Raw genomic sequence first — 18,583 nt, 5'->3', positions numbered from 1 at the left:
CCTCAGGCGGCGTTCTTGAGTTTCGGGTCCAGCGCATCGCGCAGGCCGTCACCCATCAAGTTGATTGCCAGCACGCTGAGCAAAATGGTCAAGCCAGGCAGGCTCACGACCCACCAGGCGCGTTCGATGTAGTCACGGGCCGAAGCCAGCATGGTGCCCCACTCAGGGGTTGGCGGTTGTACGCCAAGGCCGAGGAAGCCCAGGGCCGCGGCATCGAGAATCGCCGAGGAAAAGCTCAAGGTCGCTTGTACGATCAGCGGTGCCATGCAGTTAGGCAGCACGGTGATGAACATCAGGCGTGGCAGGCCGGCACCCGCGAGGCGGGCGGCGGTCACGTAGTCGCGGTTCAGTTCGCCCATTACCGCCGCGCGGGTCAGACGCACGTAGGACGGCAACGACACGATAGCGATGGCGATCACGGTGTTGATCAGGCCAGGGCCGAGGATGGCGACAATCGCCACGGCCAGCAGCAGCGATGGCAGGGCCAGCATGATGTCCATCAAGCGCATGATGGTTGGGCCGAGCAAGCGCGGGAAGAACCCGGCGAAAAGGCCCAGCAGGATGCCTGGGATCAGCGACATCACTACTGATGACAAGCCGATCAGCAACGACAGGCGCGAACCCTGGATCAGGCGCGAGAGCAAGTCACGCCCCAGTTCGTCGGTGCCGAGCAGGAACTGCATCTGCCCGCCCTCCAGCCACGCCGGTGGGGTCAGCAGGAAGTCGCGGTATTGCTCGCTGGGGTTATGCGGGGCAACCCAGGGAGCGAAGATCGCGCAGAACACGATCAGCAACATGAACAGCAGGCCGGCAACCGCGCCTTTGTTCTTGGAGAAGGCTTGCCAGAATTCTTTATACGGGGACGGGTACAGCAGGCTCTGATCGACTGCTGACACTGGAGTAGAGGTAGTCATGGTCATGATCTCAGCGCTGGTGACGGATGCGTGGGTTGGCGAAGCCGTAGAGGATATCCACCACGAAGTTCACCAGGATCACCAGGCAGGCGATCAGCAGAATGCCGTTTTGCACCACCGGGTAGTCCCGCGCGCCAATGGCTTCGATCAGCCATTTGCCGATGCCGGGCCACGAGAAGATGGTTTCGGTCAGTACCGCACCGGCCAGCAGCGTGCCGACTTGCAGTCCGACCACGGTCAGTACCGGGATCAGCGCGTTACGCAGGCCGTGAACGAATACCACGCGCGCCGGCGACAGGCCCTTGGCCTTGGCGGTGCGGATGTAGTCCTCGCGCAGTACTTCAAGCATCGAGGAGCGGGTCATCCGTGCGATCACAGCCAGCGGGATGGTACCCAGCACGATAGCCGGCAGGATCAGGTGGTGCAGGGCGTCCCAGAACGCGTCCGGCTCGTCGGCCAGCAGGGTGTCGATGAGCATGAAACCGGTGCGCGGCTCGATGTCGTAGAGCAGGTCGATACGCCCGGAAACCGGGGTCCAGCCCAGGCTTACCGAGAAGAACATGATCAGGATCAGGCCCCACCAGAAGATCGGCATCGAATAGCCCGCCAGGGAGATGCCCATCACCCCATGGTCGAACAGGGATCCTCGTTTGAGTGCCGCGATCACCCCGGCCAACAGGCCCAGGATACCGGCGAACAACAGGGCGGCCATGGACAGTTCCAGGGTCGCGGGGAAGAGGGCGGTGAACTCGGTCCACACGCTGGTGCGGGTGCGCAGCGATTCGCCAAGGTCGCCCTGGGCGAGCTTGCCGACGTAATCCAGGTATTGCGCATACAGCGGCTTGTTAAGGCCAAGGCGCTCCATTGCCTGGGCGTGCATTTCGGGGTCAACCCGCCGCTCGCCCATCATGACTTCTACGGGGTCGCCTGGAATCATGCGAATCAACGCAAAAGTCAGCAACGTGATGCCGAAGAACGTGGGGATCAATAACCCCAATCGGCGGGCAATAAAACTAAACATCTTGGTGTGTACCTCAATCAGCCGGTTAGGCAGGTTCGGCACCGTCAATGTCGACGGTGCCGAGCGTTTTTCTTATTTACTTCACCTGGGTGGTGGCGAAGTTATTTGTACCCAGAGGGCTTTGGGTGAAGCCCTCTACGTTCTTGCGCAGGGCGGTGAACAGTTTCGGGTAAGCCATGGGAAGCCAGGGTTGGTCTTTCTCGAACACATCCTGTGCTTGTTCATAGAGCGCGGCCCGTTCGGCCGGTTCCGCGACTGCACGGGCTTTGTCGATCAAGTCCTGAAACTCTTTGTTACACCAGCGGGCGTAGTTTTCGCCGTTTTTGGCTGCATCGCAACTCAGGTTTGGCGTCAGGAAGTTATCCGGGTCGCCGTTATCACCGACCCAGCCCGCCGAAACCATGTCGTGCTCGCCGTTTTTGGCACGCTTGAGCATCTCGCCCCATTCCATGACCTTGATATTGATCTTCAAGCCAATCTGGGCCAGGTCTGCTTGCATACGCTGGGCGCCGAGCATCGGGTTGGGGTTGGTCGGGCCGCCGCCGTTACGGGTGAACAGGGTGAATTCGGTGCCTTCCGGCACGCCGGCTTCCTTGAGCAGGGCACGGGCCTTGTCCAGGTCGCGCGCTGGGTTTTTCAGCTTTTCACTGAAACCCAGCAATGTCGGTGGATAAGGGCCGGTGCCCACGACTGCATTGCCTTTGCCGAACAGCGCTTCGGTATAGCCGGTCTTGTCGAACGCGATATTGATTGCATGACGTACCCGCGCATCGCTCATGTATTTGCGGGTGGTGTTCAATGCGGTATAGCTGGTGGTCATCGCCGCCAGTTCATCGACTTTCAGGTTCGGGTCTTTCTTGATGCTTGGGATGTCGTCCGGCTTGGGGAACAATGCGATCTGACATTCGTTGGCCTTGAGCTTCTGCAGGCGCACGTTGTTATCGACGGTGATTGCCAGAATCAGCGGATCGACCGCCGGCTTGCCGCGGAAGTAGTCGGGGTTGGCCTTGAAGCGTGCCTGGGCGTCTTTCTGATAACGGGTGAAGATGAACGGGCCAGTGCCGATGGGCTTGGCATTGAGGTCTTCGGTCTTGCCGGATTTGAGCAACTGGTCGGCGTATTCCTTCGAATGGATTGAAGAGAATGCCATGCCCAGGTCAGCCAGGAACGGAGCTTCAGGACGGGTCAGGGTAAAGACGACGGTATGATCGTCGATCTTCTCTACGCTCTTGAGCAGTTCCTTGAACCCCATGCTTTCGAAGTACGGGTAGCCCACGAGGGACTTTTTATGCCAAGGGTGATTCGGGTCCAGCTGGCGCTGGAAGCTCCAAAGCACGTCGTCGGCGTTCAGGTTGCGCGTGGGTTTGAAATAGTCGGTGGTGTGGAACTTGATATCGTCACGCAGGTGGAAGGTGTAGGTCAGGCCATCGGCACTGATTTCCGGCAGGTCTTTAGCCAGCGCAGGGACCACCTCGGTAGTACCGGGCTTGAAGTCCACCAGACGGTTGAACATGGTTTCAGCGGCGGCATCAGCGGTTACGGCGGTGGTGTACAGGACCGGGTCGAAACCTTCCGGGCTGGCTTCGGTGCACACCACCAGCGGTTTGGCCGAAACGCCGATCGCCACGCTCAACAGCGCGGCAGCCATGGCGGCTTGTAGCGGGAGCATTTTCATTCAGAGCCCTCTGCAATCGATGGAACCAGAAAAGCGTAGACGGCGAGCTCGTCCTGAGCCCGCCGTCTGCCTGGCGCTAGTTAAAGGATGTTGAATGGAATGGTGGTGACCAGACGGAACTCTTTGATGCTGCCGTCGGATTGGAACTCGCTGCCACGGTGTTCAACGTAGGTGGCACGAATCGCGGTGGCCTTGAGCGGGCCGCTCTGGACCGCGTAGGAAGCGCCGATACCGTATTCCTGGTGCTTCTCGCCGTCCTGGGACTGGATGCCGTCGTAACCTTTGCCGACTACACCGCGGTTACCGGTGTAGTGGGTGCCGTCGATGCCCCAGCCGCGAGCGGAGTAGGCGTTGAACTTAAGGCCTGGCACGCCGTATTCGGCCATATTGATGGCGTAGGCGATCTGGAACGATTTCTCGTTCGGGCCGTTGAAGTCGGACGTCAGGGAGTTGGCCAGGTAGATACCGTTGGTTTCGTGCAGGTAGTCGAAGTACTCGTTACCGTTCACGGCCTGGTAGGCGAAGGTCAGGCTGTGGGCCTGGTGAGTCAGGCCAAAAGACAGGGAGTAGGTATCGTTGTCGATATCCCCCATCAGCTTTTTGCCTTCATCGACGGTCTTGTAGTAGTTGAAACCGGTGGTCAGCGCCAGTTGCTGGCTGTCACCCAGTTCATGGGTAGCGCCGAAGTAGTACTGGTTCCAGAAATCCTTGACGTTGGCGCCGAAGAAGCTGGTCTTCAGGCTCTTGAATGGCTGGTAGTTGGCGCCCAGGGTATAGACCTTGTCGGTTTCAACCTTTGCGCTGTTGGTGTATTCGGAGCGGAATTTCGACAGGCTCTGTTCGCTACGTGGCGAAACGCGGTCAAACACGCCGCCCTGGAACGACAGGTTGCTGAACTCTTCGCTGTTGAAGCTCACACCCTGGAAGCTTGAAGGCAAGGCACGGTTGCCGATGGTGTCGACGATGCCGCTGCTGAAGTTCTGGCGACCGGCGGTCAAGGTGGTGTTGGACACGCGGAACTGCACGTTGGCCAGGCCCAGTTTGCTCCACTGGTCTACGGCGTCACCGTTGGAGTCCGCCAGGGTACGGTTGGAGCCGCCCTTGATATCACGCTTGCTGCGGTCCAGTACCAAAGCGTTGTAAACCGCTACTTCGGTCTTGACGCCGACGGTGCCCTGGGTGAAACCCGAGCTGGCGTTGAGGATGGTGCCCTGTACCCAGTTGGTACGGTTACGGTCGGTCAGGGTCTGGCCATGCTTCTGGTACGCGAAGGTGCCCCCACGGTATTTGCTTTCATGGGAGTACCAGTTACGTGTGGTGCCGCCAAGGCTGAAGTCTTCAACGAAGCCTTTAGCCTCGCTTTGGGCGCTGGTGCCGGCCAACGTGGTAGGAACGAAGTCCTGGCTTTGCGTTTCAGCGTAGGCGGTTGCCGTGATGCTGCTGATGGCCAGGGCCAGAAGCGCTTTGCTGCTCAGTTTCATGGGTGAAGCTCCTTTGGTTCTCTTTTTTAATGCCGGTCTTTTTAGGTGAACCGGCTATTGGGTGTGGAACTCGTTCAAGCCTGTGCAAACGTTTGGCGTAGGAAATTTCCCAACAAAAGCCTGCACGTTTGCCGGGAAGCGAACTTCGCTCCCCGCAATCCGGTTATTTTCTTATGGGGTAATGCTGACGCCCGAGAACACGTTGCGGCCGAAGGGGCTCACCTTGAAACCTTCGACTTTGGCGCTTAACGGCTGGTTGACCGTCGAGTGGGCGACTGGCGTGATCGGCACCTGCTGCTTGAGCAGTTGCTGCGCCTGTTTGTAAAGAACAGTCCTTTGTTCGCGGTCGGTCACGACCTTGGCTTGCTTGATCAGCTTGTCGTACGCCGGGTCACACCACATGGAGTAGTTGTTCCCGCCGATGGCGTCGCAGCTGTAGAGGGTGCCCAACCAGTTGTCCGGATCACCGTTGTCGCCGGTCCAGCCAATCAGGCTGACATCATGCTCACCGTTCTTGGTGCGCTTGATGTACTCGCCCCATTCGTAGCTGACGATTTTGACTTTCAGGCCGATCTTGGCCCAATCGTTCTGCAGCATCTCGGCCATCAGCTTGGCGTTGGGGTTGTACGGACGTTGTACCGGCATCGCCCACAGGGTGATCTCGGTGCCTTCCTTGACGCCGGCGGCCTTGAGCAGCTCCTTGGCTTTTTCCGGGTCGTAGGCGGCGTCCTTGATGCTGTCATCGTAAGACCACTGCGTCGGTGGCATACCGTTGACCGCCAGTTGCCCGGCGCCCTGGTACACAGCGTTGAGGATGCTCTGCTTGTTCACCGCCATGTCCAGCGCCTGGCGCACTTCAAGCTGGTCGAACGGCTTGTGGCGCACGTTGTAGGCGATGTAGCCGAGGTTGAAGCCAGGCTTGGTCAGCAGTTGCAGGTTCGGGTCGGCCTTCAGTGCGTCTACATCTGCGGGGCGCGGATGCAGGGTGACCTGGCATTCGCCGGCCTTGAGCTTCTGCACCCGTACCGAGGCGTCGGTGTTGATGGCGAAGATCAGTTGGTCAAGTTTGACCCGGCTCGGGTCCCAATACTGTTTGTTGCCCACGTAACGGATCTGCGAGTCTTTCTGGTAACGCTGGAACACAAATGGGCCAGTGCCGATCGGCTTCTGGTTGATGTCGCTGGGCTTGCCTTGCTTGAGCAACTGCTCGGCGTATTCGGCGGACAGGATCGCAGCGAAACTCATGGCGATGTTCTGCACGAACGCGGCGTCGACCGTGTTCAAGGTCATCACCACGGTATGCGGGTCGGTTTTTTCGACCTTGGCGATATTCTTGTTCAGGCTCATCCCGTTGAAGTACGGAAACTCGGTAGGGTAGGCCTTGCGGAACGGATGCTCGGGGTCAAGCATGCGGTTGAAGGTGAACAGCACGTCGTCGGCGTTGAAGTCGCGCGTCGGCTTGAACTCCTTGTTGCTGTGGAACTTCACCCCTTCACGCAGGTGGAAGGTGTAGGTCAGGCCATCTGGCGAAATATCCCATTTGGTCGCCAGCCCAGGTACTACGTCGGTCGCGCCTTTTTCGAATTCAACCAGGCGATTGTACAAAGGCTCTGCCGCATCGTTGTCGGTGGCCGTGGTGTATTGCGCAGTGTCAAACCCTGCCGGGCTGCCTTCGGAGCAGAACACCAGGCTCTTCTTTTCGGCGGCCTGGCCCATCGTGGCCACGGCCAGCAGGCTGGTGGCAAACATCGCGGATAGAACAGTGGTATGGCGCATGACGATCCCGATCCTTGTTTGTAGTTATCAACAGCGAACCATCCCGCTGGCCACAGCCAGGGAGACATCACTGATCCCACGCACAGCAAGTGCCATTTCCCAGAGTGATGCCTCTGCTGTCCTACGACGTTATGGGACGTGGACCTTGCAGTAAATGCGCCAATTCTGACTGGACTTGTAGGTAACGGAGACATAAGGCGCAGTTCGTTGCTGTAGGACGGCAACGCTTGCAAATGTGGTCTGTTTCCTACGGCCCTGGCGGATGGAATAACGGCGACGTTGTGAAACGTCGCCGTTATTGATCCTTACTTGCCGCTTACGCTAACGCCGTAGAAGGAGTTCAAGCCAAATGGGCTGATCTTGAAGTCCTGTACGGTATTACGCATGGGTTGATACACCGTCGAGTGCGCGATAGGTGTCATCGGGACTGCATCTTTGAGGATATGTTGCGCCTGCTTGTACAGCTCGGTGCGTTTGGCGACATCCGATGTGGCCTTGGCTTCTTTCACGATGCCGTCGAATTTCTTGTCACACCACTTGGAGAAGTTGTTGCCCGACAGCGAGTCGCAGCCGAACAGCACGTTCAGCCAGTTGTCCGGGTCACCATTGTCGCCGCTCCAGCCAATGATCATGGCCTGGTTCTCGCCGCCTTTGGAACGCTTGATGTACTCGCCCCATTCGTAGCTGGTGATCTTGACCTTCAGACCGATCTTGGACCAGTCGTTCTGCAGCATCTCGGCCATCAGCTTGGCGTTCGGGTTGTACGGACGCTGAACCGGCATGGCCCACAGGACGATTTCGGTACCTTCCTTGACGCCGGCTTCCTTGAGCAGCGCCTTGGCTTTTTCAGGGTCGTACTTGGCGTCCTTGATGCTGGTGTCGTAGGACCATTGGGTCGGCGGCATGGCGTTGACGGCCAACTGACCGGCGCCCTGGTACACGGAGTCAATGATCTGCTGCTTGTTCACCGCCATGTCCAGCGCCTGGCGTACGCGCAGGTCAGCCAGCGGGTTAGGCTGGTCGCTGCCCTTGACCTTGTCCATCACGTTGTAGGCCACATAGCCCAGGTTGAAACCGGCCTGGTGCGGCAGTTTCAGGTCTTTGTCTTCGCCCAGCGCCTTGAGGTCGGCCGGACGTGGGAACAGAGTGATCTGGCATTCGTTTTTCTTGAGCTTCTGGATACGCACCGACGGGTCGGTGGTGATAGCGAAGATCAGGTTGTCGATCTTCACGTCTTCAGGTTTCCAGTAGTCCTTGTTGCCGGTGTAACGAATGTTCGAGTCTTTCTGGTAGCTCTTGAACACGAACGGGCCAGTGCCGACCGGCTTCTGGTTGATGTCGGCGGGTTTGCCTTCCTTCAACAATTGCGCGGCATATTCAGCGGACTGGATCGACGCGAAGCTCATGGCCAGGTTCTGGATGAAAGCCGCGTCCACGGTGCCAAGGGTGAACTTGACGGTGTGGTCGTCGACTTTCTCGATGTTCTTGATGTTGGTGTCCATCCCCATGTCCGTGAAGTACGGGAACTCAGTGGGGTAGGCCTTACGGAACGGATCGTCTTTGTTGATCATCCGGTTGAAGGTGAACAGTACGTCGTCGGCCGAGAATTCACGAGTAGGCTTGAAGTACGGGGTGGTGTGGAACTTGACGCCTTCGCGCAGGTGGAAGGTATACGTCAGGCCGTCCGGGGACACGTCCCAGCTGGTGGCCAGGCCAGGAACGACAGCGGTGCCGCCACGCTCGAACTGGCTCAGACGGTTGAACATGGTTTCGGCCGAGGCATCGAAGTCTGTTCCGGTGGTGTACTGGCCTGGGTCGAAACCGGCCGGGCTCCCTTCGGAGCAGAACACCAGGTTAGTTGCCGCCAGGGCTACGGGGGCTGCGGCCATCAGGCCGGCGCTCACTAATAACGGAAGGACTGCGTGTTTAAGCATGTTGGCCTCATGATTTGTTGTCATTTTTGGTGGTGAGGGCGACCTCGTGAGTCGGCCTGCGGATACTTATGCAGGCGCCATACCCAATGCAAGATGCTGAACGGTTACGAGCGGCAAACAGTGGTACGAACGTACAGGAATGTCGCAATTATGAAAGTTTTGCCATAAAAGCGTCGATTTGATGGTTTTTTTCGGTGCAATGTGCGCACCAAAAAAGCCCAGCCGAGGCGTCTAGCGCACTCGGTTGGGGCGTCGATGTTACTTATCTAGACTCACACCGTAGAAGGGCGTCAGTCCAAACGGGCTGATCTTGAAGTCGCGCACTTCCTTGCGCAGGGGCTGGAAAACCGTCGAGTTTGCAATAGGCGTTATAGGTACCTGTTCCTTAAGGATTTTCTGCGCCTGTTGATACCACTTGATACGCTGCTCGCGATCATTGCTGACCTTAGCTTGCTGCACCAGCTTGTCGTAGGCCGGGTTACACCATTTGGCATAGTTGCTGCCCTTGACTGCGGCACAACTGTAGAGCACGCCGAGCCAGTTGTCCGGGTCGCCGTTGTCGCCGGTCCAGCCGTAAATCATTGCGTCGTGTTCGCCATTTTTAGCGCGTTTGATGTACTCGCCCCACTCATAGCTGACGATGTTGGCTTTAATGCCGACCTTGGCCCAATCCTGTTGGATCATTTGTGCGGACATCCGCGCATTGGGGTTGGAGGCGCGTTGTACGGTCATCGCCCACAGATTGATGGTGGTACCTGGTGCAACCCCTGCTTCTTTTAGTAGCAACCGGGCTTTGGTCGGATCGTAGGGGGCATCCTTGATGCCGGGGTCATAAGACCACTGCGCCGGCGGTAACGCGTTCTGCGCCAATTGTCCGGCGCTCTGGTATACGGCCTTGATGATTGCCGGCTTGTCGATCGCCATGTCCAGCGCCTGGCGCACCTTGAGTTGGTCCAGCGGCGGGTGAGTCACGTTGTAGGCCAGGAAGCCCAGATTGAAACCCGCTTGTTGCAGCACGCGCAGATTGGGATCTTGCTTCATCACGTCGATATCGGCAGGACGTGGGTAACCGCTGACCTGGCATTCACCGGCCTTTAGTTTTTGCAGGCGCGCGGCGGCGTCCGGGGTGATCGCAAATACCAGGTTATCGAGCTTTACGTCCTCGGGCTTCCAGTACTGTGTGTTGGCCACATACCGGATCTGCGCGTCTTTCTGGTAACGCTTGAACACAAACGGCCCGGTGCCGATGGGCTTCTGATTGATCTGCTCGGCCTTGCCTTCTTTCAACAGCTGGGCGGCATATTCGGCCGATTGCACCGAGGCGAAACTCATCGCCAGGTTCTGTACGAATGAAGCATCGACATTGTTCAGGTTGAAACGCACGGTGTGTTCGTCGAGTTTGTCGACGCTCTTGATCGTGGCGTTCAAGCCCATGTCAGTGAAGTAGGGCGATTCGGAGGGGTAGGCCTTGCGAAACGGGCTGTCGGCATCGAGCAAGCGATTGAAGGTGAACAACACATCATCGGCGTTGAAGTCACGGGTCGGGGTGAAGAAGTCGGTGGTGTGGAACTTGACGCCATCGCGCAGGTGGAAGGTATACGTCAGGCCGTCCTTGGATACATCCCAGCTCGTGGCCAGACCCGGTTCTACCTCGGTGCCACCGCGCTTGAATTGGGTCAGGCGGTTGAACACGGTTTCGGCGGACGCGTCAAAATCGGTGCCGCTGGTGTACTGGCTGGGATCGAAGCCGGCGGGGCTGGCTTCGGAGCAGTAGACCAGGGTGGTTGCGGCCTGGGCCATCGGCATAACAGCCAGTAGGCTTGCGGCGAGGAGCAGTGGCTTGACGGCGATTCTTTCCATGGAGACCCCTGAAATGGCAGGCAGACCAAAGCTGCCTAAACGAAAACGGCGGTCACCGAGGTTACCGCCGTTCCGGTTACTCAGGTAGGGACATCTGCATCAAAGGGTGCCCTTGATTACTGAGGGAGATCATCGGGGATCGACACTTCCAGGTGAGTTGGAGCGTAATCGTCAATCGTGTAAAGGGCGCCGGACACATCATTGTTCTCGCCAATAGTGAAGGTTCTGACGGTGGTTGCCTCTAAATCCGGAATCACTTTTGGAACGTGATCGCTGACATCGCTTACAAACCACGTGGTGACGACTTTGACTCGGGCTTCATTGCGTGTCGGGTCGTATTCAATAAAGTAAGAAGCATTGCTTGCTGTGACGCCGTAACCGTCTTTCATGCTTTGGAGCAACTCCCAATGGGCGGGAAATACTGATCCTTGATGGGCGACCTCGGAGATACGGGATCGCAGTTCTGCATCGGGAATTGCCTTTTCGAATTGTTTGAGACGGTTCAGTCTCGTAGCCTCTGGCGTTTTTCCAACGGCATCCAGGGGCAATTCGATATCGCCGCCTTTTGAGCTTTTGATGACCGTGTAGTTGTTACGATTCAGGTCGGTAAGAAAGTGCTCTGAATAATTGGTCTCGCTCAGAGGCGAAGGAGCCGCTCGCTCCGAGGGCAACATTTCGAACTTCTCCCTGGGGGCCTCCCAGCCAATATTCAGCTTTCTTTTAACAACGCCGTTTTCTTCATAGCCGCGGGTCGATACGGCGTAAGGTTTGGTCTCATCCACTTTCATGAATTGGTCGAATCTGTCGGCTCGCGCCACGGCCTGTTGATCGACGTCGGCGAACAGGTCCGAAAAATGGGGGGTCAGATTTTCACTGGGTGTTGGCGATGGTGAACGCTGCCACGGCCACCTCACCCCCCCATTGGCTGCATTGCGAACCCAGTTTCCGTCACCGGCTGAATGCACGGTCAATACAATCTTTCCGGAGCGATCAATAATCTGCACGTAGTCATTGCTAGGTTTGAAGTTGCTTTTTATTTCATATACGCCAGGGACGCCTGTCCCATCGGTGTAGCGGATAAACCAGTGATCTTCGCCGGTGGCGGTGTTCTTGAGCTGATAGATGCCCTTCTGGTTGTGCGCGGCCTTTTCAATCAACTGCTCGCCGTCAGGGATGGCATGTTCGCTGATCATCCCCGCGTGGCTGGGCCGCAACGGGTTCACCTGGGGCGCCGAGTGATTTGCAACCGGGTTGGTATCACTCTCGCTCAACGCTTTTGGCGTGCGCACGAGTTCAAGATCGCTAGTGTCCTGACTGAATCGCCAGTTGTAGGGTTTTGCGCTGGGAGCGCCAGGTGTCAAAACCGCCTCCCCAAGTCCGGCTTCCAATCCAATGGGGGCAATCTCGTGCGCCAGTTGCAGGCTGGAAATTACCGCCGCGGCGTTACCTGCGACACGATCATCGGCCGTCTTGCCGTAGAGGCCATCGTGTACGCCGAAGACAATGTTGCCCACATTGCCTACGATCGGTAAGTAACCAAACGTGTTACCCCAAAACTCTTTGGCTGCTTTCCAACTTTGTTGGGAGGCGCCAAAGACCTCGGTTTGATCGGTCCAGCGTGCATTCTTGGCATTTATCGCCTGGTAGTGGGGGGCAATACCGTTTTTAAGGTCGCCAAATTTCAAGTAGTAATCGCTGTCTCGCGATTGTGTGTAATTGAATGTCTCCCGGACCGGTACGGCCTGATCTGTGAACGGACCTTTTCTTCCTGGAAACGTAGAATGGTTATCCTGAATCAATGCATCGAGTACATACCCGGCCCCTACCCAGTGAGCATCATGACCGCCTTGCCTGTCACGAGCGTTGAAGCGGCTAACTAATTGAGCCTGATTGTTTTTAGCCCAACTGGCAAAGTCGTCATCACCGTGTATTTCACGGGCGGAGCCATTCTTTAAGTCAATCATCAGTCCCTTATTCGGGCGGTGGTCATAATCACCGTGATAGTTGATATAAGGAATAAATGCATAACCCTCTAAGGGATAACCATATATGTTGGGGATTACCGCGTTTCCGTCTTCTTCAAGTGTGCGGACAATGGCGGCTCGCGCAGCGGGGGTTAGGTGTTTGTTACTGGAATTGTCGTCATGCAGACTTTGTAGTATTCCTCGCAACACATAGGCATCCGCTTTGCCCGATCGCTTCGCCAGTTGCCCCGAGGCGTCGCGCATGGGCGCCGCTATTTCATTTTCCCAATGGCCTTGGAGCTGGCTGCCCAAGGAATCCAGTTCGTGAAGCTTGTTTTTATCTTGCGGGTTGATGTGCATGTCCTGGAAGTTCAACGGGCCGCCCCTTGACACCTGATCGTGCGCAAGAGCGCCGGCTGCAATCTCCCATGCAAAATAGGTGCGTACCTCTTTGTTGGTTTCCTCCTTGGGCTTGCCCATTCCTACATAGGAGTGGAAGGTCACCGAGATTTTTTCATGGGGATCGTAGCCGGCTGCTAGCAACCCGCCGCTGAAGTAACCTGCGGGTTCTAGAAACGGGCGAGTTTGCTGGAAGCTGATATTGCGTTCTGCGTCGCTGCCATTTTCGATGTGTTGAATGTGCGCGACGACTCGACCGGTATAGGCATCGATACGATGCATTCGCTCTTGCTGTGTATAACCCGCGGTTGGCGGAATAACGTTGACTGACCCATAGATGATGCTTTTGGAGGTATCGAGTTCATGGGCGGGTGTAGGCATGGGAAACGGGGGGTGGTCGAGCAATTTTTTTGGATGTTTTGAAGAGGTTTGTTCTGCCTGCTGCCGGGTTTGCGTTGCGGGTAAATCATCAAGCGCTCGACGCTGGCGATCATGTGTGGGAGGGAAAGAGGGAACGACGAGTGTGGGAGCGAGAGACGGCGTTATATTCATTATCGACTCACATTAATTATTGGGTAAATAACTGCCGTTCATCGAGAAACAAAGAAATCGATATGTGTAATATTCTGTTGTCAGTACGTCCGTGTGTGGCAATTAACCTGTTCGATGTTCTGATTCAAGATGATGTGCATGGCAACCCTGGGTGGAAAGTTGAGTGCCGTAAGTTCCAGGCCTGCATTCGCAATGTTTGACGAGTGGTGTCGTGAGGGCGAGGTTTAGATAGATTGGAGTAAGGCTGTAGTATCAAGTTACTTGGTGTGTGGTAGCGGTCTGAGTGTTCCGTGGGCGGCAACACCACTGCGTAACCGGTGAAGGTTACGCAGTGGTGTTCTCGCGAAGACTTACGGTAAAACTTCGATCACTCCATCGGCGCTCATGCTCACTTGGCTGGTGCCCGCTTCAACGTCTGGCGTCGGTGCAGAATCTGCCATGGCCGCCTTCATCATCATCCCGCCGCGAGCAAAAGGCATCGGGTAACCATTGGTGTTGAAGTTCAGGTTGACGATCTTGTAACCCTTGCCGCCCAGTGCATCGGTAGCCAGTTGCGCACGGGCCTTGAACGCAGTAACCGCGTCCTTGAGCAACGCATCTTCGCTGGCCTTGCGCGTGGCATCGGCGATGGCGAAGTCCATGTTTTCCATTTTCAGCGTGTTCAACAGCTCGCCGGTGAGCTTGGACAGCGCCGGGAAGTCCGCGCTTTCCAGGCGCAGTTCGGCGCGCTCACGCCAGCCGGTGATCTTCTGGTTCTTGTTGTCGTAGATCGGGTAGCTGTTACGACTGCCCTGGCGCAGGGTCACGCCTTTGACTTCGCGGGCCTGGCCTAAGGCCGTGTTCATGGTGGTGGTGATTTCAGCGGCAAGCTTGGCCGGGTCGGCGTTTTGCGACTCGGTATAGAGGGTGACGATCATCTTGTCGCGGGCCACTTCCTGGCTGACTTCGGCGCGCAGGGAGATCTGGTTGTAGTTCAGTGCATCGGCGGCCATGGCCGGCAGGCTGGCAATGGCGCTGGCGCTGAGAGTGATGATGGCTGCACTGCGAATGAAACGAGACATGGAAGCTCCTTGAAGTAGTCGTGCTCGGTAAGACTGTAGACGCTGGCACCGGGTTCTTCGGGTTTACACATTACCTACAAGTTATGCGGGCGCCGACGAACGGTCATTTAGCCGGCCTGCGTCAAAGAGCCACACGCGCCGTGCCAGCCGGTCTGCTTCGTTTATACTCGTGCCGATCCGCCTGCAGCGCTCATCGGGAGAGCTCATGCTCGCCGCCGTAAAACTGACTTCCGCCACTCGCCAGAACCTCTGGCGCCTGACGTTCATTCGCACCCTGGTATTGGCCGCACAGGCCGGTTCCGTCGGGCTTGCCTATTGGTTCGACCTGCTGCCGCTGCCCTGGCTGCAACTGGCTGTGACCCTGGGTTTTTCCACCGTGTTGTGTGCATTTACCGCCATACGGCTGCGCACCACCTGGCCGGTGACCGAGTTGGAATATGCCCTGCAATTGGCTTGCGACCTGTTTATCCACAGCGTGTTGCTGTATTTCTCCGGTGGGTCCACCAACCCGTTCGTTTCGTATTACCTGGTGCCACTGACCATCGCTGCGGTGACGTTGCCATGGCGCTACTCGGTGGTGCTTTCGGGGATCGCGCTGACGCTGTACACCCTGTTGCTGGCTCAGTTCTACCCGTTGCAGACCTTCCCTATCGCCCGGGAAAACCTGCAAATCTACGGGATGTGGTTGAGTTTTGCCCTGTCTGCCGCCGTCATTACCTTTTTCGCCGCACGTATGGCCGAAGAGCTGCGTCGCCAGGAAGAGCTGCGCGCCATTCGCCGCGAAGAAGGGCTGCGCGACCAGCAATTGCTGGCCGTCGCCACCCAGGCTGCCGGTGCCGCCCATGAGTTGGGCACGCCGTTGGCGACCATGAGCGTGCTGCTCAAGGAAATGACCCAGGACCATCACGACCCCGCGCTGCAAGACGACTTGAGTGTGCTGCAGGAGCAGGTCAAGCAATGCAAGCTGACGCTGCAGCAACTGGTGCGTGCTGCCGAAGCCAACCGCCGCCTGGCAGTTGAGATGCAGGACGTGACCCAATGGCTCGATGAAGCCCTGAACCGTTGGCACCTGATGCGTCCCGAAGCCAGTTACCGCTTTAACCTGCTGGGCCAAGGCAACGTACCGCGCCTGGCGCCACCGCCGGACCTGACCCAGGCGCTGCTCAACTTGCTGAACAACGCCGCTGACGCCTGCCCTGAAGGGCTCGGCGTACAGTTGGACTGGGACGCCGAAAACATCACCATCAGCATTCGTGACCACGGCGCGGGCGTGCCGCTGGCCATTGCCGAGCAGATCGGCAAACCTTTCTTTACCACCAAGGGCAAAGGCTTCGGCCTGGGCCTGTTTTTGAGCAAGGCCAGCGTGACCCGCGCGGGCGGCTCAGTGAAGCTCTATAGTCATGAGGAAGGTGGCACGCTCACCGAGCTGCGCCTGCCCCGTGTCGCACGAGGAGATATCGATGAGTGACGAGATCCAAGTCGAAGGCGAAGAACTGCCGCACCTGTTGCTGGTAGATGACGATGCTACCTTTACCCGCGTGATGGCGCGCGCCATGAGCCGTCGCGGTTTTCGCGTCAGCACCGCAGGGTCTGCCGAAGAAGGCCTGACCATCGCCCAGGCCGACCTGCCCGACTACGCCGCCCTCGACCTGAAAATGGACGGCGACTCCGGCCTGGTGCTGCTGCCCAAGCTGCTGGAGCTCGACCCGGAAATGCGCGTGGTGATCCTCACCGGTTACTCCAGCATCGCCACCGCTGTCGAGGCGATCAAGCGCGGCGCCTGCAACTACCTTTGCAAGCCGGCGGACGCCGACGACGTGCTGGCCGCTCTGCTTTCCGAGCACGCCGACCTTGACACCCTGGTACCGGAAAACCCGATGTCGGTGGACCGCCTGCAATGGGAGCATATCCAGCGCGTGCTGACCGAGCACGAAGGCAATATCTCCGCCACTGCCCGTGCTTTGGGCATGCACCGCCGTACCTTGCAGCGCAAGTTGCAGAAGCGCCCGGTACGACGCTGAACGGCGACTGAACAACCTGCTTCAGGCTGCACGGATGCACGAACCGATCACCTATGATCGGTTCAAACGCCTGTGATGTTTTCCTACCGAGCCTGAACAATGAATCAGAACGCTGAATATTGCGCGGTCAACGATGCGGTGCGTGGGCAATTCTTCCGCCGAACCTGGGCCATGATCACGCCTTATTGGCGCAGCGAAGAGAAGGGCAGGGCCTGGCTGTTGCTGGCTGCAGTGATTGGCCTGTCGCTGTTCAGCGTGGCGATTTCCGTGTGGATCAATCACTGGTACAAGGATTTCTACAACGCCCTGGAGAAGAAGGACACCGCCGCCTTCTGGCAACTGATAGGTTATTTCGGCGGCATTGCGGCGGTGGCGATTCTCGGCGCGGTCTACCGTCTCTATCTGACCCAGATGCTGACGATCCGCTGGCGCGCCTGGCTCACCGAACAACACTTCACCCGGTGGCTGGCCCACAAGAATTACTACCAGCTGGAACAGGGTGGTTATACCGACAACCCAGATCAGCGGATTTCCGAAGACCTCAACAACTTCACCTCCGGCACCTTGAGCCTCGGCCTTGGGTTACTGCGTAATGTGGTCAGCCTGGTGTCGTTCTCGATCATCCTGTGGGGCGTATCGGGCAGCATCGAAGTGTTTGGCATCACCATCCCCGGCTATATGTTCTGGTGCGCGTTGCTGTACGCCGCCGTGGGCAGTTGGCTGACGCACCTGATCGGCCGCCGCTTGATCGGCCTGAGCAACCAGCAGCAACGCTTCGAGGCAGACTTGCGTTTTTCCATGGTGCGGGTGCGTGAGAATGCAGAGAGCATTGCCCTGTACAACGGCGAGCCGAATGAAAGGCAGCGCCTGAGTACGCGCTTCGGCAAGGTCTGGCACAACTTCTGGGACATCATGAAAGTGTCCAAGCGCCTGACCTTTTTCACCGCCGGCTACAGCCAGATTGCGATCATCTTCCCGTTTATCGTGGCCGCGCCGCGCTACTTCAGCGGCAAGATCGAGCTGGGCGAGCTGATGCAAATCAACTCGGCATTTGGCAACGTGCAGGAAAACTTCAGCTGGTTTATCAACGCCTACTCGGAACTGGCGACATGGCGCGCCACCAGTGATCGTCTGCTGAGTTTCCAGCAAGCCATGAGCGACAACGAGCAGCGAGCCCCGGCCATCGATGTACGCCCTGACGGCGAGCGCCTGGAGATCACGGATCTGGGCATGGACCTGGCCGACGGCCGTCACCTGCTCACCGACGCCGACATGACCGTGGAGCCTGGTCAGCGCGTGATGCTCAGCGGGCGTTCCGGTAGCGGCAAGAGCACCTTGCTGCGGGCGATGGGCCATCTTTGGCCCGCAGGTCATGGCAGCATTCGGTTGCCGGCGACGCGCTACCTGTTCCTGCCGCAGAAGCCTTACCTGCCGATTGGTACGCTCAAGGCGGTGCTGAGTTATCCACAAGACGACAGCGTCTATCCGGCAGAACGTTATGCACAGGTCCTGCAAACCTGCCGCCTGCCGCACCTGGTCAATCGCCTGGATGAAGCCAACCACTGGCAACGCATGCTTTCGCCGGGTGAGCAACAGCGCCTGGCCTTTGCCCGTGCGTTGTTGTTCGCACCGCAGTGGCTGTATATGGATGAAGCGACCTCGGCGATGGATGAAGAAGATGAGGCAACCTTGTACCAGGCATTGATCGATGAATTGCCGGGATTGAGCATCGTCAGCGTCGGCCACCGCAGCAGCCTCAAGCGTTTCCATGGGCGGCATGTGCGCATCGAGGGTGGGCGGTTGCAGGAGCAACAGCTTACTTAAGCTCACGCTCGGTAAGTGTGGGAGGGGGCTTGCTCCCGAGGGCGGCCTGTCAGTAACAGATGCATTGGCTGATCCACCGCTATCGGGAGCAAGCCCCCTCC

At 57.8% G+C, this 18,583-nt stretch carries 12 protein-coding genes; 3 read left to right on the top strand and 9 right to left on the bottom strand.

All coding sequences use genetic code 11. From position 1 onward, the window contains the following. Positions 1-2: 2 nt before the first annotated feature. From QMK52_RS02975 to QMK52_RS02935, 9 genes are all read right to left on the bottom strand, one after another. The gene (locus tag QMK52_RS02975) at positions 3-914 is read right to left on the bottom strand and encodes an ABC transporter permease subunit (protein WP_005784738.1); all 912 of its coding nucleotides are present in this window, start codon (positions 912-914) and stop codon (positions 3-5) included. Between the two features lie 10 nt (positions 915-924). Beyond that, positions 925-1,935 (bottom strand): ABC transporter permease subunit, encoded by a 1,011-nt coding sequence (locus QMK52_RS02970; protein ID WP_003171721.1) that lies wholly within the window; start codon positions 1,933-1,935, stop codon positions 925-927. A gap of 76 nt (positions 1,936-2,011) precedes the next feature. After that, positions 2,012-3,610 (bottom strand): ABC transporter substrate-binding protein, encoded by a 1,599-nt coding sequence (locus tag QMK52_RS02965; protein ID WP_005784742.1) that lies wholly within the window; start codon positions 3,608-3,610, stop codon positions 2,012-2,014. Between the two features lie 80 nt (positions 3,611-3,690). Beyond that, positions 3,691-5,091, bottom strand: a complete 1,401-nt coding sequence (locus tag QMK52_RS02960; protein ID WP_078820283.1) for an OprD family outer membrane porin — start codon at positions 5,089-5,091, stop codon at positions 3,691-3,693. 171 nt (positions 5,092-5,262) lie between these two features. Further along, on the bottom strand, positions 5,263-6,840 hold the full coding sequence (locus tag QMK52_RS02955; protein ID WP_413817841.1) for an ABC transporter substrate-binding protein: 1,578 nt from the start codon (positions 6,838-6,840) through the stop codon (positions 5,263-5,265). Between the two features lie 332 nt (positions 6,841-7,172). Further along, on the bottom strand, positions 7,173-8,801 hold the full coding sequence (locus QMK52_RS02950) for an ABC transporter substrate-binding protein (protein ID WP_005784750.1): 1,629 nt from the start codon (positions 8,799-8,801) through the stop codon (positions 7,173-7,175). A 258-nt stretch (positions 8,802-9,059) separates the two neighbouring features. Next, the gene (locus QMK52_RS02945; protein WP_005784751.1) at positions 9,060-10,661 is read right to left on the bottom strand and encodes an ABC transporter substrate-binding protein; all 1,602 of its coding nucleotides are present in this window, start codon (positions 10,659-10,661) and stop codon (positions 9,060-9,062) included. Positions 10,662-10,777: 116 nt separating this feature from the next. Continuing rightward, positions 10,778-13,576, bottom strand: coding sequence for a hypothetical protein (locus QMK52_RS02940; RefSeq protein WP_005784752.1), 2,799 nt, complete (start codon positions 13,574-13,576; stop codon positions 10,778-10,780). Between the two features lie 350 nt (positions 13,577-13,926). Beyond that, positions 13,927-14,637: an SIMPL domain-containing protein gene (locus tag QMK52_RS02935; RefSeq protein WP_005784754.1), complete on the bottom strand. Its 711-nt coding sequence runs from the start codon at positions 14,635-14,637 to the stop codon at positions 13,927-13,929. Between the two features lie 205 nt (positions 14,638-14,842). Here QMK52_RS02935 and QMK52_RS02930 point away from each other — a divergent pair, with 205 nt between their 5' ends. From QMK52_RS02930 to QMK52_RS02920, 3 genes are all read left to right on the top strand, one after another. Continuing rightward, positions 14,843-16,105: an ATP-binding protein gene (locus tag QMK52_RS02930; RefSeq protein ID WP_005784756.1), complete on the top strand. Its 1,263-nt coding sequence runs from the start codon at positions 14,843-14,845 to the stop codon at positions 16,103-16,105. Beyond that, positions 16,098-16,658 (top strand): response regulator transcription factor, encoded by a 561-nt coding sequence (locus QMK52_RS02925; protein ID WP_003171731.1) that lies wholly within the window; start codon positions 16,098-16,100, stop codon positions 16,656-16,658. The genes QMK52_RS02930 and QMK52_RS02925 overlap by 8 nt, the downstream gene beginning before the upstream one ends. A gap of 99 nt (positions 16,659-16,757) precedes the next feature. Then, complete coding sequence (locus QMK52_RS02920; RefSeq protein WP_005784761.1) at positions 16,758-18,482, top strand: ABC transporter ATP-binding protein/permease; 1,725 nt, start codon at positions 16,758-16,760, stop codon at positions 18,480-18,482. The last annotated feature ends 101 nt before the right edge of the window (positions 18,483-18,583 follow it).

It is taken from the genome of Pseudomonas sp. P9_2 (genome assembly GCF_034008255.1).
Lineage (GTDB): Bacteria > Pseudomonadota > Gammaproteobacteria > Pseudomonadales > Pseudomonadaceae > Aquipseudomonas > Aquipseudomonas synxantha_A.
Note: the sequence above shows the minus strand (reverse complement) of the source record. Positions and strands in the feature narration are given on the sequence as shown.